This window comes from Malikia sp., from assembly GCF_028687635.1.
GTDB lineage: Bacteria > Pseudomonadota > Gammaproteobacteria > Burkholderiales > Burkholderiaceae_C > Malikia.
The window spans coordinates 1-16,596 of record NZ_JAQTZS010000029.1 but is presented as its reverse complement, the minus strand read 5'-3'; the positions used below and the strand labels follow the sequence as shown (position 1 = coordinate 16,596).

The following is a 16,596-nucleotide window of genomic DNA, read 5'->3' as shown; positions in this document are numbered from 1 at the left end:
GGCCCCTCTTTAAGGTAGATATCATGCAATTCACCGCTTTTGAGCGCGCCAAGCAGGGCACGGGTGCGAGCCGCCGCCTGCGCAACACCGGCCGCACTCCCGCCATCGTCTTCGGCGGCACCACCGCCCCGGCCGTCGTTGAACTCGATCACAACAGCCTGTGGTTCGCCCTGAAGAAGGAATCCTTCCACTCGGCACTGCTGGACATGGAACTGAACGGCAACACCGAAAAGGTCGTGCTGCGCAATGTGCAGTACCACCCCTTCAAGCCGCTGGTCCTGCACGTCGACTTCCAGCGCGTTGACGAGAACACCCGCGTGCGCAAGAAGGTGCCGCTGCACTTCATCAACGCCGAGCATTCGCCGGCTGTCAAGCAGGACAAGTGCCTGGTCAACCACGCGCTGACCGAAGTCGTGATCGACTGCCTGGCGATGCAGATCCCCGAGTTCATCACCGTGGACCTGGGCAACGCCGTCAAGGGCCAGTCCATCCACACCAACGACCTGGTCCTGCCGGCTGGCGCCAAGCTGGTCATCCACGGCAAGCCGAACCCGGGCATCGCGACCCTGGTCGAGCCGAAGGAAGAGATCATCGCCGCTCCGGTGGCCGCTGCCGCTGGCGACAAGAAGAAGAAGAAGAAGTAATTCTTCTCTCCCCTGCTTGTCAGGCAAAGGCCCGCTTCGGCGGGCTTTTTCACATCCATTGTTCACTGATCGCGCCTTGCGGGCGCTAAGCTGCTGCCATGTTCAAACTGCTGGTCGGCCTGGGCAACCCGGGTCCGGAATACGAAGACACGCGTCACAATGCCGGTTTCTGGTGGCTGGAAGCGGTCGCGCGCGAGCTCAAGGTCAAGCTGAACCCGGAGCGCAGTTACTTCGGCGTTGCCGGGCGTGGCAATTTCGAAGGCCAGCCGATCTGGCTACTCGAACCGATGACCTTCATGAACCGTTCCGGCCAGTCGGTCGCGGCGCTGGCGCGCTTCTTCAAGATCGCGCCCGAGGAGATCCTGGTCGCGCATGACGAACTCGACCTGGAGCCGGGCGAGCTCAAGCTGAAAAAAGGTGGCGGCCACGCCGGCCACAACGGCCTGCGCGACATCCATGCCCAGCTCGGCAGCAGCGACTACTGGCGGCTGCGCATCGGTGTGGGCCACCCGGGCGTGAAGTCCGAGGTCGCGAACTGGGTGCTCAAGAAGCCGGCGCCGGACCAGCGCGATGCATTGGAGCTGTCGATCCAGCGCGCCATGCGCGCCCTGCCCGACCTGCTGGCCGGCCGCATGGACAAGGCCACCGCCGCCATCCACACGAGCAAGCCACCGCGCCCGAAGCCGCCCAGGCCGCCGAAAGTCGATCCGGCTCCGGCTGCCGAATAAGCAGACTGCCTGCAGCCACAGCTCATGTCGAGCAGAGGCTTTCTGATTGGCAGCGGCAGGATGGTTATTGGCCGGCCCGGCGGGCGTGCATGCGCATGGCCTCATACCGTCCGCTGCGCGGCCAAAAATCGGCCATGCGCACGCCCACCCACCGGGCTCGAGCGCGGCTGGGTCAGCTACGGGGAAGACAGCAGCGGCAAGGCGCAGCGAGCCGCAAGACTCATGGTCCTGGGCGGGCGGGAGCTGACGGCCGATTTGCTGGCCGCGCAGCGGACAGATGAGACTGGCGGCTCCCGCCCGCCCAGGACCTGCCCAAGACCCAGCCGAACCAGCCAAGACCAGCCCCGCTGAGCCAGCCAGCAATCAGGCCGCAGCAGAGCTCGGCTTTTGCAGGAGCAAATACTTGGCCTGCAGCTGCTCGCGCGTCTCGACCTGCTCCGGGTTGACCGGGATGCACTCGACCGGACAGACCTGCACGCATTGCGGTTCATCGAAATGCCCCACGCACTCGGTGCACCTGGCCGGGTCGATGACATAGAACTCCGCCCCCATCGAGATCGCCTGGTTCGGGCATTCGGGCTCGCAGACGTCGCAGTTGATGCATTCGTCGGTGATCATCAGCGCCATGGTGTCTCCCTTTCGTTCAGGCAGCCAGGGTGGCCACGCGCAGCTGCTCGGCCACCAGCGGGCTGACCATCTGCGACACGTCGCCAGCGAGCTTGGCGATCTCGCGCACCAGCGTGCTGGAAATGCACTGCAGCTGCGGCTGCGGCAACAGGAACAGCGTTTCGACCTCGGGCGCCATCTTCTGGTTCATGGCGGCCATCTGCGCCTCGTAGTCGAAGTCTGCCACGTTGCGGATGCCGCGCACCACGGCGCAGGCGCCCTGCTGGCGGCAGAAATCCACCATCAGGCCCTCGAAGGGCTGCGCGCGAACGGATGGCAGGTCGACGAAAACCTCGGCCACCTGGTTGATGCGCTGCTCCAGCGTGAACAGGGTCTTCTTGTGGTGGGCGACCGCGACCGCGACGATCAGCTCGTCGAACAGGCCGGCGGCGCGCCGGATCACGTCCTCGTGGCCGAGCGTGATCGGATCGAAGGTGCCGCTGTAGACCGCGATGCGGCGGGCCTTGGCGTCACGGGGGGGAGATATCGTCATGCGCAGGATTATCCAACTTCAGGCATGAGCCCGTTCCAGCAGGTGGTAATGCACCATGCCGGCCCTGCCGTGCTTGCTGCAGCGCAGACCCAGCGCCAGCAGCTCCTCATCGCCCCAGGCGCGCGGGGCTTCCAGATAGATGGCGCCCTGGAGCGTCAGCAGGGGCAGCGCCGCCTGCAGCGCCTGGGTGAACAGCGCCTCGTTGCCATCGTCGCCGAAGGGCGGATCGAGGAAGATCAGGTCCCAGGCACCACGCGCGGCCCCCTTGAGCGCCGCGACCGCGTCGCCGCGCTGGACCTTGATCTGGGTCGCCTTGAGGCGCTCGGCATTGGCGCGCAGGCCAGCGGCCAGGCCCGGATCCTGCTCGCACAGCAGCACCTGGGCCGCGCCGCGCGAGGCCGCCTCGAAGCCCAGCGCACCGCTGCCAGCGAAGGCATCGAGGCAGCGCAGGCCGGTCAGGTCCTGGCCGAGCCAGTTGAAGAGCGTCTCGCGCACGCGGTCGGGCGTGGGGCGCAGGCCGGGCCGGGACGGCACCGCCAGCTTGCTGCGCTTCCACAGCCCGCCGATGATGCGAACGAAACCCGGCGCGGCCGGGGCAGGAACAGGACGATGTGATGCAGGTTTCATAGAATGCATGGATTCTAAAAACACGCGCCATGTTCAGCTTCCTCAAGAAAAAATTCTCTTCCGCCAAGCCCGAGGCGGCGCCAGCGCCGGCCGCGCCCGCCATCCCGACCGCCAAGGTGCAAACCGGCGCCAACCTCCCTGCTCCTGCCGCTCCTGCCACGCCGCAGCCGGTGGACAAGCCAGCGGCAGAATCGGGCCGCCAGGGCTGGCTCGAACGCCTCAAGCAAGGCCTGCGCAAGACCGGCTCCAGCCTGTCGACCGTCTTCACGGGCACCAAGATCGACGATGAGCTCTACGAGGAGCTCGAAACCGCGCTGCTGATGGCCGACACCGGCACCCAGGGCACGCTGTACCTGCTCGACGACCTCAAGCGCCGCGTCAAGGCGGCCAAGGTCACCGACCCGGCCGAGGTCAAGGCTCTGCTGGCCCAGGCCATCACCGAGCTGCTGCAGCCGCTGGAAAAGCCGCTCTCGATTGGCGGCCAGCCCGACGGCCCGACCGTCATGATGGTCGCGGGCGTCAACGGCGCCGGCAAGACCACCACCATCGGCAAGCTGACCAAGCACCTAGCCAACGAGGGCGCCAGCGTGCTGCTCGCGGCCGCCGACACCTTCCGCGCCGCCGCGCGCGAGCAGCTGCATGTCTGGGCCGACCGCAACCTGGTCGAGATCGTCAGCCAGGAAGGTGGCGACCCGGCCGCCGTCAGCTTCGATGCGGTGCAGGCCGGCCGCGCGCGCGGGCGCGACGTCGTGATCGTCGATACCGCCGGCCGGCTGCCGACCCAACTCCACCTGATGGAGGAGCTCAAGAAGATCAAGCGCGTGGTGCAGAAGGCCGACGCGGGCGCGCCGCACGAGGTGCTGCTGGTGATCGACGGCAACACCGGCCAGAACGCGCTCGCGCAGGTCAAGGCCTTCGATGCCGCGCTGCGGCTGACCGGCCTGATCGTGACCAAGCTCGACGGCACCGCCAAGGGCGGCGTGCTGGCCGCGATCGCGATGTGGGCCAAGGAGACCGGCCGCGAGGTGCCGGTCTACTTCATCGGCGTGGGCGAGAAACTCGAAGACCTGCAGACCTTCAGCGCGCAGGAATTCGCGCAGGCGCTGCTGAGCTGATCGAGTGGATCGCGGCGGGAGGCGCCGCCGTTCAATGATCCGCGTGCAGCTTCTCGTGGATGCGGCGCGTCGTCCACCAGACCGCCCACAGCACGACCGGGACCAGCGCGCCGGCCGCCAGCTCGGGCTGCACCGGCAGGCCCAGCCCCTTGAGCGCCTTGGCGCCGTACAGCAGCAGGCTGACCACGTAGTACGAGATCGCCGCGATCGACAGCCCCTCGACCGTGGACTGCAGCCTGAGCTGCAGGTCCTGGCCGCGCGTGAGCTTTTCCAGCAGCTGCTGGTTCTGGCCCTCGGCCGCTATATCGACCCGGGTGCGCAGCAGCGCGCTGGTGCGGGCCACCCGCTCGGACAGCGAGGTCAAGCGACGCTCGGTGGAAGCGACGGTCGCGATCGCCGGCGACAGCCGGCGGCGCATGAACTGGCCCCAGGTCTGGAAGCCCGGGATCGGATGCTCGTGCAGATCCTCGATGCGCTGCATCACCAGCTTGGCATAGGCGCGGGTGGCCGAGAAGCGATAGCTGTTCTCCGCCGTGGCCCGCTCGACCCGCGCCGCCAGCGCGATCAGATGGTCCAGCAGTTCCTGCTCGACCGCCGCGCGCGATTCGAGCTGGGCGGTCAAGCTGGCCAGCTCGGCCTCCACGCTGGCCAGCAGCGGCGTCAGCGCCTTGGCCGGCGGCAGGCCGCGCAAGGCCATCAAGCGGTAGGTCTCCAGTTCGAGCAGCCGCACCGAGGCGCGGCCCGGGCGCGACGCGCTGCTGTCGGGATGCAGCAGCAGCAGCATGCGCTCGAAGCCGTCGGCGTTGACCTGGAAATCGGTCACGGCGCAGGACTGGCCGGTCCCCATCTGGGAGGCGATCAGGTTGGTCCCGGGCGCGAACCAGGGCTGGACCGCGGCCATGGCGCCGGGCAGGTCGTCGAGCGCGGCCTTGAACATCACCACCTGGATCGCGGCGACCGTGCGGCCCGGAATACCGGCCAGCCAGCCTGGTGGCGTCGCCAGCGCAGCGCACAGCTTGGGGGGCAATTCGGCGTCGGCACCGACCTCGGGCAGCGGCTGGATCACGGTGTAACGCGTGAACTCGCTGTGGCGCTCCCACTGGACCGTGCAACCCTCCAATCCGAGGTGCAGGAAATAGCCTCGGGTCGCGCTGGCCGGCAACTGCTGCTGGCCCGGCAGCAGGCACAGGTGCGACCACTCGTCCTGGCGGCTCACGCCCTGGTTGAGCACCGCGACATGGGTCAGCAGCGCGGGCAGGCGGATGCTGGCCTGCGGCCTGGCGTGGATCTCGTCGTGCAGCGCGATGCGCAGCGGGTCGTCGGGCGGCAACAGGCCGAGCGGCGGGTCTTGCCCCAAGGGGTCAGCGGCGATGGATGGGTGGCTCATTCGGTGGCTCGGGCGACAGGATGGATGAGGTGGGAGGCGAAAAAGGCGAGGTTCAGTCCGGAGCCGACTTGGACAAGCTGCGCAGCAGGACCCGCTCGATGCGCCGGCCCTCGACCTGGAGCACCTCGAAGCGCCAGCCGGCGACCTCGACCGCCTCACCGACCCCCAGCAGCTCGCCCGAAACCGCCTGCATCAGACCCGCCACGGTGTTGTAGCGCTCCTTGTCCTCATCGGGCAACGCGTCGATGTCCAGCCTGGCCTTGAGCTCATGCGCCGGCATGGCGCCATCGACCAGCCAGCTGCCGTCCTCGCGCGGCGTCGCCCAGGCCTCGTGCGGCACCTCGGGCGAGAGCTCGCCGGTGATGGCCTCCAGCATGTCGAGCGGCGTCAGCAGGCCCTGCACCACGCCGTACTCGTCGACCACGAACACCATCCGGGTGGCGCGGGAGCGGAACTGCTCGAGCAGCTCCATGCCGCTGAGCGTCTCGGGCACGAACACCGGGACGCTGGCCTTGCGCTGCCAGCCGTCGGCGCTGCCCTCGTCGGCCAGCGCCAGCAGGCGCGGCAGGTGGATGACACCGACCACGTCGTCGAGCCCGCCGCGGCAGACCGGGTACCAGGAATGACCGCCCTGCCAGGCCTTGGCCAGCGCCTGCTCCAGGCTGTCGGCGACATCGAGCCAGACGATGTCGGAGCGCGGCACCATGATGCTCCCGAGCTGGCGGTCGTCGAGCAGGAAGACGTTGCGCACCATCTGGTGCTCATGCTCCTCGATGATGCCGGCGCCCACGCCCTCCTCCAGGCTGGCGTTGATCTCCTCCTCGGTCACATGCTGGATCGAGGTGTTCTCGAAGCGCAGCAGCTTGAGCACGCCACGGGTGGTCGCCGACAGCAGCATCACGAAAGGCTTGGCCGCCTTGGCGACGCCGGCCATGGGGCGCGAGACCCAGCGCGCCACGGCCTCGGGGTGCATCTGGCCGATGCGCTTGGGCACCAGTTCGCCGAATACGATGGTCACGAAGGTGATCACGATCACGACGACGGCGGTTGCGCTGATCTCGGCACTCGACTGCGGCAGACCCAGATGCGCCAGCTTCTCGGCCAATGCGCTGCTGAAGGCAGCCTCGCCGACAATGCCGTTGAGCATGCCGATCGAGGTGATGCCGACCTGGACCGAGGACAGGAACTCGGTCGGGTTGTCGAGCAGCTTGAGCGCGGTCTGCGCGCCCTTGTCGCCACTCTCGGCCATGGCGGCCAGGCGGGCCTTGCGACTGGCGGCCAGCGACATCTCGGACATCGCGAAGGCGCCGTTGAGCAGGGTCAGGAAGATGATTAACAGAACGTCCATAATTTGTAGATGGCACTTTACCTGACTGGTGCCACGCTCTGCACCAGTCGGGCCTCAATTTCCCCCAGGGCAGTGTTCCAAAGCTCTGCCGTTTCGGGGTGTAGTTCGGCTTCCACCATGGCGACTGTGATCAGCACTGGCAGCCCAGCGATTTTTGCCATGTAAGCGACTTCTGCTGCGTCTGGTTTTCGTTTTCCGCTTTTCCACTCACTCAAGCGCGCTGGGTGTTTGTGCATGGCGTTCGCTAGTTTTCCTAGTGATCCGGCTACCTTGCCTGCTCGGTCGATCAGGTCGTTCACATTCATTTTTTTCTTTCTTCTTGCGCAATTGCGCAAAATCTGTCTAAACTTGCGCAAAAGCGAACTTGCGTTTCTGCGCAAGCAAACTGTAGCACTAGGATCAGCCATGGGAAACGTAACTTGTCAAGAGCAAAAACCCGTTCAGGTTGGAAAAATGTTCTGGGTTGATCAGCTTCATGGTGCTGCGCGCTTCCCTGGTGATCGTCCCATGCTTCGGTCTTGCGGTGCTCTCCTGGCCTGCACGGTCTGTGTAGACGGCGCGGACACCGGCACCGGGCAAGCGCAGCGCCGCACGGTGACGGGGGCCGCGCTGGCTGCTCACCCCCATGGTAATCACGGGGATAACACGCAATGACCCGCCCGTCCCAGAATTCCCTGGTCCTCGACGGCGAAGACGTCAAGATCCGTTTGCTAGCCGAGCGGATCGAGACTCAAAGCGTTGTGCATGTTGATTGGCTCCGCTTCACTTGCTACCTCCGCAACGCGGAAACGCCGTCTGTTGACCTGCTATTTCCTTCCTTGACCATGAATGTTTGGGATGACGACTTCAGGAAGGCCCAGATAAACCGCGTACTTGCCAGTATTCCGGATGGCGACTTCTTGCCCGCTGCCCAGGCTCTGGAGCTGGCTGGCAAGGTTGCTACGGTGCTCGGTGACGACTTTCAAGTCTCCGCTGAGATTCGCAAGGGGCACGACTTCTACAAAAGCCGCTGGAGCATCGAGCGCAACGGCCATGAGTGCGGCTGGGTCGGCTTCCTGACCAGCGGCAAGAACGCCAAGCAGGCCGCCCAGGCGCGCACCTTGCATGTCAACCTCTACGGTACGGCTTGCACCTTCGCTAGGCATGGCTGGACTGATCGACTCGCTTCTCTCATCGAAGAGGTCAAGGGCGACATTACGCGCTGTGACTTGGCGCTCGACTTCTTCGACGGCTTCGAGGGTGGTCTCGATCAGGTGACCCAAGATTACCGCTCCGGCCTCTGTAACGTCGGCGGGCGCAAGCTCAAGTGCAACATGGTGGGCGACTGGATCAACGGGCGCGAACGCTCGTTCTACATGGGGTCCAAGGAGGCCGGCAAGCAGACCAACGTCTATGAAAAGGGGCACCAGCTATTCGGCGCTGACAGTGACTCCAAGTGGGTTCGTGTCGAGCTGCGTTATGGCAACAAGCTGCGCGTTCTTCCTGTTGACATGCTGCGCCGTCCTTCTGACTTCTTCGCAGGTGCTTCGGATTGGCACGCTCTCATGCTGACTCGTGCCGATGCCATCCCATCGCCTGAACGCATCAAGGCCATGAGCCGTCTTGCTCTTGAGACTGTGCAAGCCGAGGTGAACCGTTCTGTTCGCTGGGCCATGGATGTGGCCGGCCCGACGATCTCCGCGGCCTTCAGGTACTTCGGTGACGGCTTCCTCGCTCTCTGCGAGCACAAGAAGCCACCTGCCCGTCTTGCCCGCTTCTCTGGCGCTGAGTTGGCCCAGGCCTTCCAAGTTGCTGAACAGCGCGTTCATCAGTCCTCTGATCTCGGTTCGCCGTTTTTCTTGTCAGACAGGGACTGTCCTCACTTTTTGCATATCAACCCGTCTAACGCTGGCCCGGCGTTTTCGTGACGGATCAACAGGGCACAGGAGAAAACCATGAAACTTAATTCTCAAGTCATTTGCACTGGTATCAAGGAATCCAAGGGGGAGTACGAGGGCCGCGCTTTCAGCTCGACCACGTTTCACCTCATCGTGGATGTCGCTGATAACACGGCGGGCCGTAGCATCGGCGCGGTCACTCGTCCTTTCAAGATGGGAGACGCTGAGGAATTCCAAAAGTGGCAGCATCTTGGCAAGTCCTGGCCTGCTTCTGGTTTGCTCTGTGACTGCATTTTTGATATGGTGGCGGGTGCTGGTAATGACAGCAAGCTAACGCTGCTCTCTATCAAGCCTGCAAGCGCCAAGGCTGTTTAATATGCCGCGTTACATCATTCAGTCAGCGACTACGGGGCGTTTTTTGGCTCCGAACGCTGAAGACCATCAACCCGAATGGGTCGTTTCGTTGCGGCTGGCTGGTGGTGGCGTAACTGATGACCTGGAGCGTATCCATCAGCTCATTGATGATTGGGTTGATTTTGATGATCAGCCGCAAGTTATTGATTTGGATTTGATTGGCACAGAAAACGATCCAAACTGAGATTCCAGCGCAGCGCCTGGGGGGCGCTCCGGTGGGTTCTCCATCAACGTTCCGCCCGTCATGGCGGCTGGGAGTCTAAAAATGCAAAACTTCATCATTCGTCGTCTCGCTGCTCGTGTCGTCGCTGGCGGTGCTGCTGCTGTGGCCGCCTTCATGAACGCGGCTCATGCTGCCCTGCCCACCGAAGTGACCGCCGCGATCACCGGCGCACAAACTGACCTCTTGGCGGCTGTCGGAGCTGTCATCGCTGCCATGGCTACCGTCTGGGGTTTGCGCAAGCTGGGCCAGAAAATGGGCTGGTTCTGATCGTAGGTGGCCGGGATGCTGTGTCTGTCACCTCTGCCCGTTGGTGCCACGATTGGCGGCTCTGCCTCCGGTCCTGTGGTGTCTGCGGTCCAGCTCCCGGCCATCGTTGAAAAGACCGAATGCGCGTCTTCCGATTACGTGCTTGTCACGAAGTCGGAATATGAGGTTCCCGCCCCAAGTCCCGCCCGGCTGGCCGAGATTTCGGACGTGTTCCTTTTGATGCTTGGTGCCCTGGTCGTTGTATGGGGGTCCAAGCAGTTGCTAAAACTTTTCTCGGGGGATATTGAAAAATGACGCCTGTCGTTCCTCTGGAATTGTTCGTTGCTGCTGGTTTGTGGCTGCTTCTTTATGTGGCCTTCAAATGAAAAAGATTTTAATTCCTCTCTTTTTCATTTGCTCTATTGCAAATGCTGCCACATTCAATAAGGGTGGTAACTCTCGTTTTTCTGGAGCTGGTCCTACTGGTTCTTACGGTCTTTCTTATGGTTCTACGGGTGCGCCTGGAACGATAATTTCTCCTAATGTCGGCTGGTTGCCTGTTCCTGGTAGTGCTTCTTCTTCTGGCTTGGCAGTTCAAAAGCTTGAAAAACTCCCATTTCCAGCAGGTAGAACTATCGACGTTACGGCAAAAGTCATTGCATCACCTAAGAATCTTGCAAAAGCTCTTGTTAATCCTTGGGGTTTGGTTGCTTCAATGGCTTTGCAGGAAACTTTGGGCTATTTAGCTGATCAAGCCTGCGTTAGATTAGCTGGTGGTCAAATGATCAATACGGGCGGCATGTGGGAGGAATGCAAGATTACCTATGAATCACAAAAACCGACTCTTCAATGGGTTTGGAGTGAATATCCCGAAAAGCTTGCTCCTACTGCTACCGAGGCTTGCGCCTTGAAATACAAGCCTTCTGTATATCAGGGCGAATGGTCATATACTCCAGAATATGCGGTTATTAGATCAGATCTTATTTTTGCCGATTGCTATATCAGAGAAACCAATTTAGTTAATAAAACATCGGCTATTGGTATGGGTGGGCAAGTTTCTGCATCTTGGCGTTGTCCAGATGGCTCTATTCCACCGAATAACGACAAGAATGCGGATTGCTCCCTTAGTGAAAAGAAAGAATGGGTTCCATCACCTGATCCGCTTATTGTTGCTGGCAAGATTGAAAGTGCCATCGTATCAAATCCCAATTTACAGCCGTCTATTTTTAATCACATGGCTGATTCTGGATCGTCTATTGAAGTTTCAGATCCTACAATTACCGGCCCTTCTTCTGGTCCTGCTGGTGATCCTATTACAACCACTAAAACCAATCCCGATGGTTCTACTGTTACTTCTACTGAGCAGAAAACCAATAATTATCAATATTCTGGAAATACGGTTGCAATTACCAGTACAACAACAACCAATGTTTCAAATAATAGCGCAACGAATCAAATCACCACTACTACTACACAAAAGCCAACAGAACCAACAGAGGATTTTTGCAAATCCAATCCTGAAGTTATTGCTTGCAAAGAATTAGAATTCGATACTCCAGAAAGTGAGATTCCTCGTAAAAAGTTTGATTTGATTTATTCTGAGGAATCATTTTTAGATGGCGGATCATGTCCTGCTGACGTTTATGTTTCGGTTGGTGGTCAGCAAGTCAAGGCTATTGATTGGCAGTCTCACTGTTCCAAGATTTCAGCTTATGTTCGTCCGTTAGTGATTTTGCTTTCTGGTTTTATTGCTCTATTGATCCTCGTTCCTGGTGGTCGTGAGGTGGCATCATGAATTTAGGTGTTTGGCTTGTTTCCCTTGTCCAGCCCTTCCTTGCGCGTGTCCTGGTTTCCTTGGGTTTTTCTGTCGTGTCTATCGTTGGCTTGGATGCCATCTTTACCCAGCTCAAGACGAAGCTGCAAACCTCGTTTGCGGCCCTTCCTGCGGACATGCTGAACCTTTTTTTGCTTGCTGGTGGTGGAGTCGGTCTGGGCATCATCTTTGGTGCCATGACCACTAAGCTGATTCTCTGGAAAATCCAACAGGGGACCAAAATCCTTGGGGTGAATTCACAATGATCACGATCATCACCGGCACGCCTGGGGCTGGGAAAACGCTCTACGCTATTTCCAAGTTGATCAGGCCGCTGATCGGTTCCAAGGTTAGCGGGCGTGATGATGATGGGAATGAAATACAAGTCAATCGAACGATTTACACGAATATCAATGGCGCGTTGTTCGATCATGAGCTGATCGACGGTGGCGATAATCAAGGGTTACGTGACTGGCACAAATGGGCGAAGCCTGGAAGCGTCATTGTGTTTGATGAATTTCAGAAGCCATGGCCTCCCAGGGCGAACGGCTCCAAAGTGCCCGATGATATTCAGGCGCTTGATACCCATCGACATATGGGCGTGGATTTCATCCTCATTACACAATCGCCGATGAACGTAGATCGTCACGTTCATGGACTCTGTGGGCGTCATCTTCATGTTCGCCGTATGGGCAATATGGGCTTGACGATTGTCTATGAATGGGATCATTGCAGCCGCTCCTTGATGTATTCCAAGTCCATTGCGAAAGCGCCTTGGAAGTACGATAAAAGCGTTTTCCAGCTTTATAAATCTGCCGAGTTGCACACCAAGACTCCGCGTCGGATTCCTTCCGTTGTCTGGCTGATTTTGTTGGCTTTTGGCTCGATTGCTTATCTTGGGCCTGCTGCTTATGGTCGAATTTCTGCTAGGTCGTCGGGTGAGTCTCAAAATATGGCTGCAATCAGCGAAAAGCGGTCTGTAACCGTTTCTAATGTCCAGCCGGTATCAGCCCAGCCTGCGGCTACTCCAGCGGCTCCTGGGCCTTCTATTGAGTCTTCTTCCGAGTCTGAGACAGCGAAGCCTGTTTTTTCCGGTTGCATCATGATCGCCAGTCGCTGTCAGTGCTTTGACCAGGGCGGGGCCAAACTGGACGATACAGTGGGCATGTGCGAGTCCTTCGCTAAGATTCCTGTTCCTGGTAGGCTTCCTGATTCCATTCCTGGGCCTGCTCCATTGCGATCGCCGGTTTATTTCACGGTTTCTTCTGCCAAGCCGTTAGCCAATTTGCCCGCTATTCCTTGATAAACAACGGGACCCATGCGTAAGCATGGGGGACACCTTCACGCTTGCCACTGACCGTTTCCGGCGTGTATCGTCACACTTTCAAGGAGGTGCAGAACATGAGTATTCATGATCGGGATTGGTACCACGAACACCGCGACCAGGTAGCCGCAGTTGATCGTGTCAGGGGTTATCAGTCGGTGCAGCAGCGAGACAAGCCTTTCAGCGTTTGGCAGCAGATCGGCCTGTTCCTTTTGATCTGTTTTGCAGTGCTTGGGGCTGTTTTCATGGTCGTGTTTGCCCGTGCTTATTGGCTACGCTAGGGTTTCATCCGTTCATCAGGAAACCCGCCTCCAGCTCGACGCGCTCAAGCGTCACGGTGTCCGCACTGTCTACCAGGAGCAGCTATCCGCGATCAAGCATCGTCCGCAGCTCTTGGCCGCGTTGCAGGCGCTTGGGCCGGGTGATGTGCTGGTTGTCTGGAAACTGGATCGAGTGGCGCGGTCGTTGCGTCATCTGCTTGAAGTTCTCGAACAGCTCGACCAGCGTGGCGCGGGCATCCGCTCACTGTCTGAGCCTATCGACACGGTCACACCAGCGGGCAAGCTCATGATTCAGGTCTTGGGGGCGGTGGCCGAGTTTGAGCGTTCCTTGATCCGGGAAAGGGCTTTGCACGGTCAAGCGGCAGCGTATCGGCGTGGGGTGAGGTGGGGTGGTACGCCACGTAGAGTGTCCAAGGAGGACGGTGATGAACTGTTGCGATTGCGCGACACTGGCTTGTTCCCAGTTAAGATGCTGGCCGAGATCTTCGGTTGTTCGGTTTCGACCGTCTACCGGGAGACTTGGCTTAGGCGAAACCCAGGCGCGGCGAAGCTCCGAACCAGAAACTTGCCAGTTTTGCGAGCGTATTTGTAACCATGGCCCTATACCTGATCGGCGACCTGCAGGGCTGCGACGAGCCGCTGCAGCGCCTGCTGCGGAAAATAGATTTCTCACCGAGCCGCGATACGCTCTACCTGCTCGGCGACCTGGTCAACCGGGGGCCGGGATCGCTCGCGGTGCTGCGCCGCCTGATGGGCTACGGCGCGTCGGCCCAATGCCTGCTCGGCAACCACGACCTGCACCTGCTCGCGGTGGCCGAGGGGGTGCGCAAGGTCCACCGCAGCGACACGCTGGACGAGATCCTGGCCGCGCCCGACCGATCCGGGCTGCTGCACTGGGTGCGCGCCCGGCCGCTGGCGCTGCAAGTCCAGGGCTGGCTGCTGGTGCACGCCGGCCTGCTGCCGCAGTGGGACGCGGCCCAGGCGCTGGCACTGGCGCAGGAATTCTCGCGGATGCTGTCGGGCAGCGAAGGCTCGGACTGGCTGCGCAGCATGTACGGCAACCAGCCCGACCGCTGGAGCCCGGAACTGGCCGGCGACGAGCGCTGGCGCGTGGTCGTCAACGCGATGACAAGGCTGCGTTTTTGCGACACCGAGGGCCGGATGGATTTCGAAAGCAAGGACGGCGCGGGCAAGGCACCGGCGGGCTACCTGCCCTGGTTCGATGTGCCGGGCCGGCGCAGCGCCGACACACTGATCGCCTTCGGCCACTGGTCGACGCTGGGACTGCTGCAGCGCGAGAAGCTGCTCGCGCTCGACACCGGCTGCCTCTGGGGCGGCTGCCTGAGCGCCGCCCGGCTGCAGCCACAAGCAGGCGGTCCGGCGCGGGTGGCCGAGATCGTGCAGGTGAATTGTCCACGGACCCGCAAGCCCGGCGCCTGAGAAGACGGCTCCAGCAGAGCGCCGGACCAGCAGCTCAGCTGGCGGCTTCGGTGCTGGATTCGGTAGCCGGTACAGGAGCCGCTGCGGGGCGGAACAGCGCGGCGACCTTGCGCTTGCTCTTGATGAAGGGCGACAGGCCGCGGGCCGGCTGGGCCTTGCCTTCCCATTCGGGCGTGGAGTCGGACGCCAGGGTCGGCTGATAGGGCCGGTCGAAGAAGGGATCTGACGAGGCGCGCGGCGCACGGACCCTGGTCGGGCGCTCGCTGCGCACTTCGGCGCGCGCCTGCGGATCGCTCCAGAGGCGCTGGCCATCGTTCTGGCGCACCGGGGGGGCAGCACCAAAGCGGCGCTGATCGGACCCGAGCAGCAACGGCTCGACCTCGGTCTTCTTGCCGATCAGCTTCTCGATCTCGGCCAGCTGCTTGACGTCGCGTCCGGTGACAAAGGAAATCGCGATGCCCGAGGCGCCGGCACGGCCGGTACGACCGATGCGGTGCACATAGTCCTCGGCGTTGAACGGGATGTCGAGGTTGAACACCGCCGGCACATCCTTGATGTCGAGACCGCGCGCGGCCACGTCGGTGCAGATCAGCAGGTCGACCTCGCCCTTCTTGAAGGCGTCGAGCGCTTTCAGGCGCTCGTCCTGGCTCTTGTCGCCGTGCAGCGCGACGGCATTGAGGCCGTCACGCTCAAGCGCGCGTGCCATGCGGGCACAGCCGAGCTTGCTGTTGAGGAAGACGAAGGCCTGCTTGACGTCCTTTTCGCGCAACAGCTGCTTCAGGGCCTGGCGCTTGTCATCCTCGTCGACGCGGTAGAAGCGCTGCTCGATGGTCGAGGCGGTGGCGTTGGAGCGGGCGACCTCGATCGTGACGGGATCCTGCAGGTAGCTGCCGGCCAGGCGCTTGATCTCGGACGAGAAGGTGGCGCTGAACAGCAGCGTGGTGCGCTGCTTGGGCAGGTAGCTCAGGATGCGCTGCAGGTCGGGCAGGAAGCCGATGTCGAGCATGCGGTCGGCCTCGTCGAGCACCACGTACTCGACCTGGTTCAGCACGCAATTCTTGGCCTCGATATGGTCGAGCAGTCGGCCTGGCGTCGCGACCAGGATCTCGACGCCCTTCTTGAGCTCTAGCGTCTGCGGCTTCATGTCCATGCCGCCGAACACCACCGTGCTGCGCAGCTGGGTGTGCTTGGCATAGAGCGCGATCTGCTGCGCGACCTGGTCGGCCAGCTCCCGCGTGGGCAGCAGCACCAGCGCGCGCACCGGGTGGCGGGCGGGCGAGGTCGAGGCGTTCTCGTGCTTGAGCATGCGCTGCAGCAGCGGCAGCGAAAAGGCGGCCGTCTTGCCGGTGCCGGTCTGAGCCGCGCCCATCACGTCGCGGCCTTGCAGCACGACCGGAATGGCTTGCGCCTGAATGGGAGTCATGGCCGAGAAACCCATCTCGGCGATGGCGCGTGCCAGCGGTTCAGCCAGCGAAAGTTCTGAGAAAGCTTGTGTCATCTGAACCCCGATTGTCTCACCTCGCGAAGAAACCAGGGACAAAAAAGGAATTCTTCGCTGCGCACGGCGACGGGGCGCGGCATGAAAGCCACAGCCAGGCCTTCAGCGAGCGCTCTGTTGCTTGGCAGATCTGGCTTGGGCGCTATAATCTTTAGTTCTGCTGGCAACATCCACAAACTCAAAGGAACATCATCATGGCAACCAAGCCGAAGAAAAAGAACCCCCGCCTGGCATCCGGTCGCAAACGCGTCCGCCAGGACATCAAGCTGAACGCCGCCAACACCTCGCTGCGTTCCAAGTACCGCACCGCTGTCAAGAACGTCGAGAAAGCTGTCCTGACCGGCGACAAGAGCAAGGCCACCGAGCTGTTTGCCAAGATGCAAGCCGTGGTCGACACCATCGCCGACAAGGGCATCTTCCACAAGAACAAGGCCGCTCGCGACAAGAGCCGCCTGTCCGCCAAGGTCAAGGC

The 16,596-nt window shown here is 61.5% G+C and carries 21 protein-coding genes; 14 read left to right on the top strand and 7 right to left on the bottom strand.

All coding sequences use genetic code 11. The features are described 5' to 3' along the window. Positions 1 to 23 precede the first annotated feature (23 nt). The gene (locus tag PHR85_RS13310; protein WP_300055059.1) at positions 24 to 644 is read left to right on the top strand and encodes a 50S ribosomal protein L25/general stress protein Ctc; all 621 of its coding nucleotides are present in this window, start codon (positions 24 to 26) and stop codon (positions 642 to 644) included. A 98-nt stretch (positions 645 to 742) separates the two neighbouring features. After that, positions 743 to 1,372, top strand: a complete 630-nt coding sequence (gene pth / locus PHR85_RS13305) for an aminoacyl-tRNA hydrolase (RefSeq protein WP_300055055.1) — start codon at positions 743 to 745, stop codon at positions 1,370 to 1,372. Positions 1,373 to 1,735: 363 nt separating this feature from the next. Here the strand turns inward: pth and PHR85_RS13300 are convergent, their stop codons facing one another. From PHR85_RS13300 to rsmD, 3 genes are read right to left on the bottom strand one after another with little or no spacing between them, the layout of a single operon-like run. Further along, complete coding sequence (locus tag PHR85_RS13300) at positions 1,736 to 1,999, bottom strand: YfhL family 4Fe-4S dicluster ferredoxin (protein ID WP_300055052.1); 264 nt, start codon at positions 1,997 to 1,999, stop codon at positions 1,736 to 1,738. A 16-nt stretch (positions 2,000 to 2,015) separates the two neighbouring features. Continuing rightward, positions 2,016 to 2,531 (bottom strand): pantetheine-phosphate adenylyltransferase, encoded by a 516-nt coding sequence (gene coaD / locus PHR85_RS13295; RefSeq protein ID WP_300055050.1) that lies wholly within the window; start codon positions 2,529 to 2,531, stop codon positions 2,016 to 2,018. Between the two features lie 18 nt (positions 2,532 to 2,549). Further along, the gene (gene rsmD, locus PHR85_RS13290) at positions 2,550 to 3,158 is read right to left on the bottom strand and encodes a 16S rRNA (guanine(966)-N(2))-methyltransferase RsmD (protein ID WP_300055048.1); all 609 of its coding nucleotides are present in this window, start codon (positions 3,156 to 3,158) and stop codon (positions 2,550 to 2,552) included. Between the two features lie 29 nt (positions 3,159 to 3,187). Between rsmD and ftsY the strand changes: the two genes are divergently transcribed. Continuing rightward, entirely contained in the window at positions 3,188 to 4,273 is a 1,086-nt protein-coding gene (gene ftsY / locus PHR85_RS13285) for a signal recognition particle-docking protein FtsY (protein WP_300055046.1), read from the top strand. Positions 4,274 to 4,304: 31 nt separating this feature from the next. Here the strand turns inward: ftsY and PHR85_RS13280 are convergent, their stop codons facing one another. The 3 genes from PHR85_RS13280 to PHR85_RS13270 are packed head-to-tail and all read right to left on the bottom strand — an operon-like array spanning position 4,305 to position 7,415. Then, positions 4,305 to 5,660, bottom strand: a complete 1,356-nt coding sequence (locus PHR85_RS13280) for a DUF3422 family protein (RefSeq protein ID WP_300055044.1) — start codon at positions 5,658 to 5,660, stop codon at positions 4,305 to 4,307. Between the two features lie 52 nt (positions 5,661 to 5,712). After that, positions 5,713 to 7,008, bottom strand: a complete 1,296-nt coding sequence (locus tag PHR85_RS13275) for a hemolysin family protein (protein ID WP_300055042.1) — start codon at positions 7,006 to 7,008, stop codon at positions 5,713 to 5,715. A gap of 17 nt (positions 7,009 to 7,025) precedes the next feature. Further along, a complete protein-coding gene (locus tag PHR85_RS13270; protein ID WP_300055040.1) occupies positions 7,026 to 7,415 on the bottom strand; it encodes a hypothetical protein in 390 nt (129 codons plus the stop codon). A 243-nt stretch (positions 7,416 to 7,658) separates the two neighbouring features. Between PHR85_RS13270 and PHR85_RS13265 the strand changes: the two genes are divergently transcribed. The 10 genes from PHR85_RS13265 to PHR85_RS13220 all read left to right on the top strand — a co-directional run bounded on the left by PHR85_RS13265 (position 7,659) and on the right by PHR85_RS13220 (position 14,626). Then, on the top strand, positions 7,659 to 8,915 hold the full coding sequence (locus PHR85_RS13265) for a replication initiation factor domain-containing protein (protein ID WP_300055038.1): 1,257 nt from the start codon (positions 7,659 to 7,661) through the stop codon (positions 8,913 to 8,915). A gap of 27 nt (positions 8,916 to 8,942) precedes the next feature. Further along, complete coding sequence (locus PHR85_RS13260) at positions 8,943 to 9,260, top strand: hypothetical protein (RefSeq protein ID WP_300055036.1); 318 nt, start codon at positions 8,943 to 8,945, stop codon at positions 9,258 to 9,260. Position 9,261: 1 nt separating this feature from the next. Continuing rightward, entirely contained in the window at positions 9,262 to 9,483 is a 222-nt protein-coding gene (locus PHR85_RS13255; protein ID WP_300055034.1) for a hypothetical protein, read from the top strand. Between the two features lie 81 nt (positions 9,484 to 9,564). After that, the gene (locus tag PHR85_RS13250; RefSeq protein ID WP_300055032.1) at positions 9,565 to 9,789 is read left to right on the top strand and encodes a major capsid protein; all 225 of its coding nucleotides are present in this window, start codon (positions 9,565 to 9,567) and stop codon (positions 9,787 to 9,789) included. Positions 9,790 to 10,150: 361 nt separating this feature from the next. Beyond that, complete coding sequence (locus PHR85_RS13245) at positions 10,151 to 11,563, top strand: hypothetical protein (RefSeq protein ID WP_300055030.1); 1,413 nt, start codon at positions 10,151 to 10,153, stop codon at positions 11,561 to 11,563. Then, on the top strand, positions 11,560 to 11,847 hold the full coding sequence (locus tag PHR85_RS13240; protein ID WP_300055028.1) for a DUF2523 family protein: 288 nt from the start codon (positions 11,560 to 11,562) through the stop codon (positions 11,845 to 11,847). Before PHR85_RS13245 ends, PHR85_RS13240 begins: the two co-directional genes overlap by 4 nt. Then, on the top strand, positions 11,844 to 12,884 hold the full coding sequence (locus PHR85_RS13235) for a zonular occludens toxin domain-containing protein (RefSeq protein ID WP_300055026.1): 1,041 nt from the start codon (positions 11,844 to 11,846) through the stop codon (positions 12,882 to 12,884). Before PHR85_RS13240 ends, PHR85_RS13235 begins: the two co-directional genes overlap by 4 nt. A 44-nt stretch (positions 12,885 to 12,928) precedes the next feature. Next, positions 12,929 to 13,186, top strand: coding sequence for a hypothetical protein (locus tag PHR85_RS13230; RefSeq protein WP_300055024.1), 258 nt, complete (start codon positions 12,929 to 12,931; stop codon positions 13,184 to 13,186). Next, a complete protein-coding gene (locus tag PHR85_RS13225; RefSeq protein ID WP_300055022.1) occupies positions 13,167 to 13,778 on the top strand; it encodes a recombinase family protein in 612 nt (203 codons plus the stop codon). Before PHR85_RS13230 ends, PHR85_RS13225 begins: the two co-directional genes overlap by 20 nt. 2 nt (positions 13,779 to 13,780) lie before the next feature. Then, the gene (locus tag PHR85_RS13220; RefSeq protein WP_300055020.1) at positions 13,781 to 14,626 is read left to right on the top strand and encodes a symmetrical bis(5'-nucleosyl)-tetraphosphatase; all 846 of its coding nucleotides are present in this window, start codon (positions 13,781 to 13,783) and stop codon (positions 14,624 to 14,626) included. A gap of 34 nt (positions 14,627 to 14,660) precedes the next feature. On the opposite strand, the gene PHR85_RS13215 is transcribed toward PHR85_RS13220, so the two are convergent. Then, positions 14,661 to 16,124 carry a DEAD/DEAH box helicase gene (locus PHR85_RS13215; RefSeq protein ID WP_300055018.1) on the bottom strand — a complete coding sequence of 488 codons (1,464 nt, stop codon included), beginning with the start codon at positions 16,122 to 16,124 and terminating at the stop codon, positions 14,661 to 14,663. Positions 16,125 to 16,315: 191 nt separating this feature from the next. Between PHR85_RS13215 and rpsT the strand changes: the two genes are divergently transcribed. Continuing rightward, a partial coding sequence (gene rpsT, locus PHR85_RS13210; protein ID WP_300055126.1) for a 30S ribosomal protein S20 occupies positions 16,316 to 16,596 on the top strand: 281 nt, incomplete at its 3' end.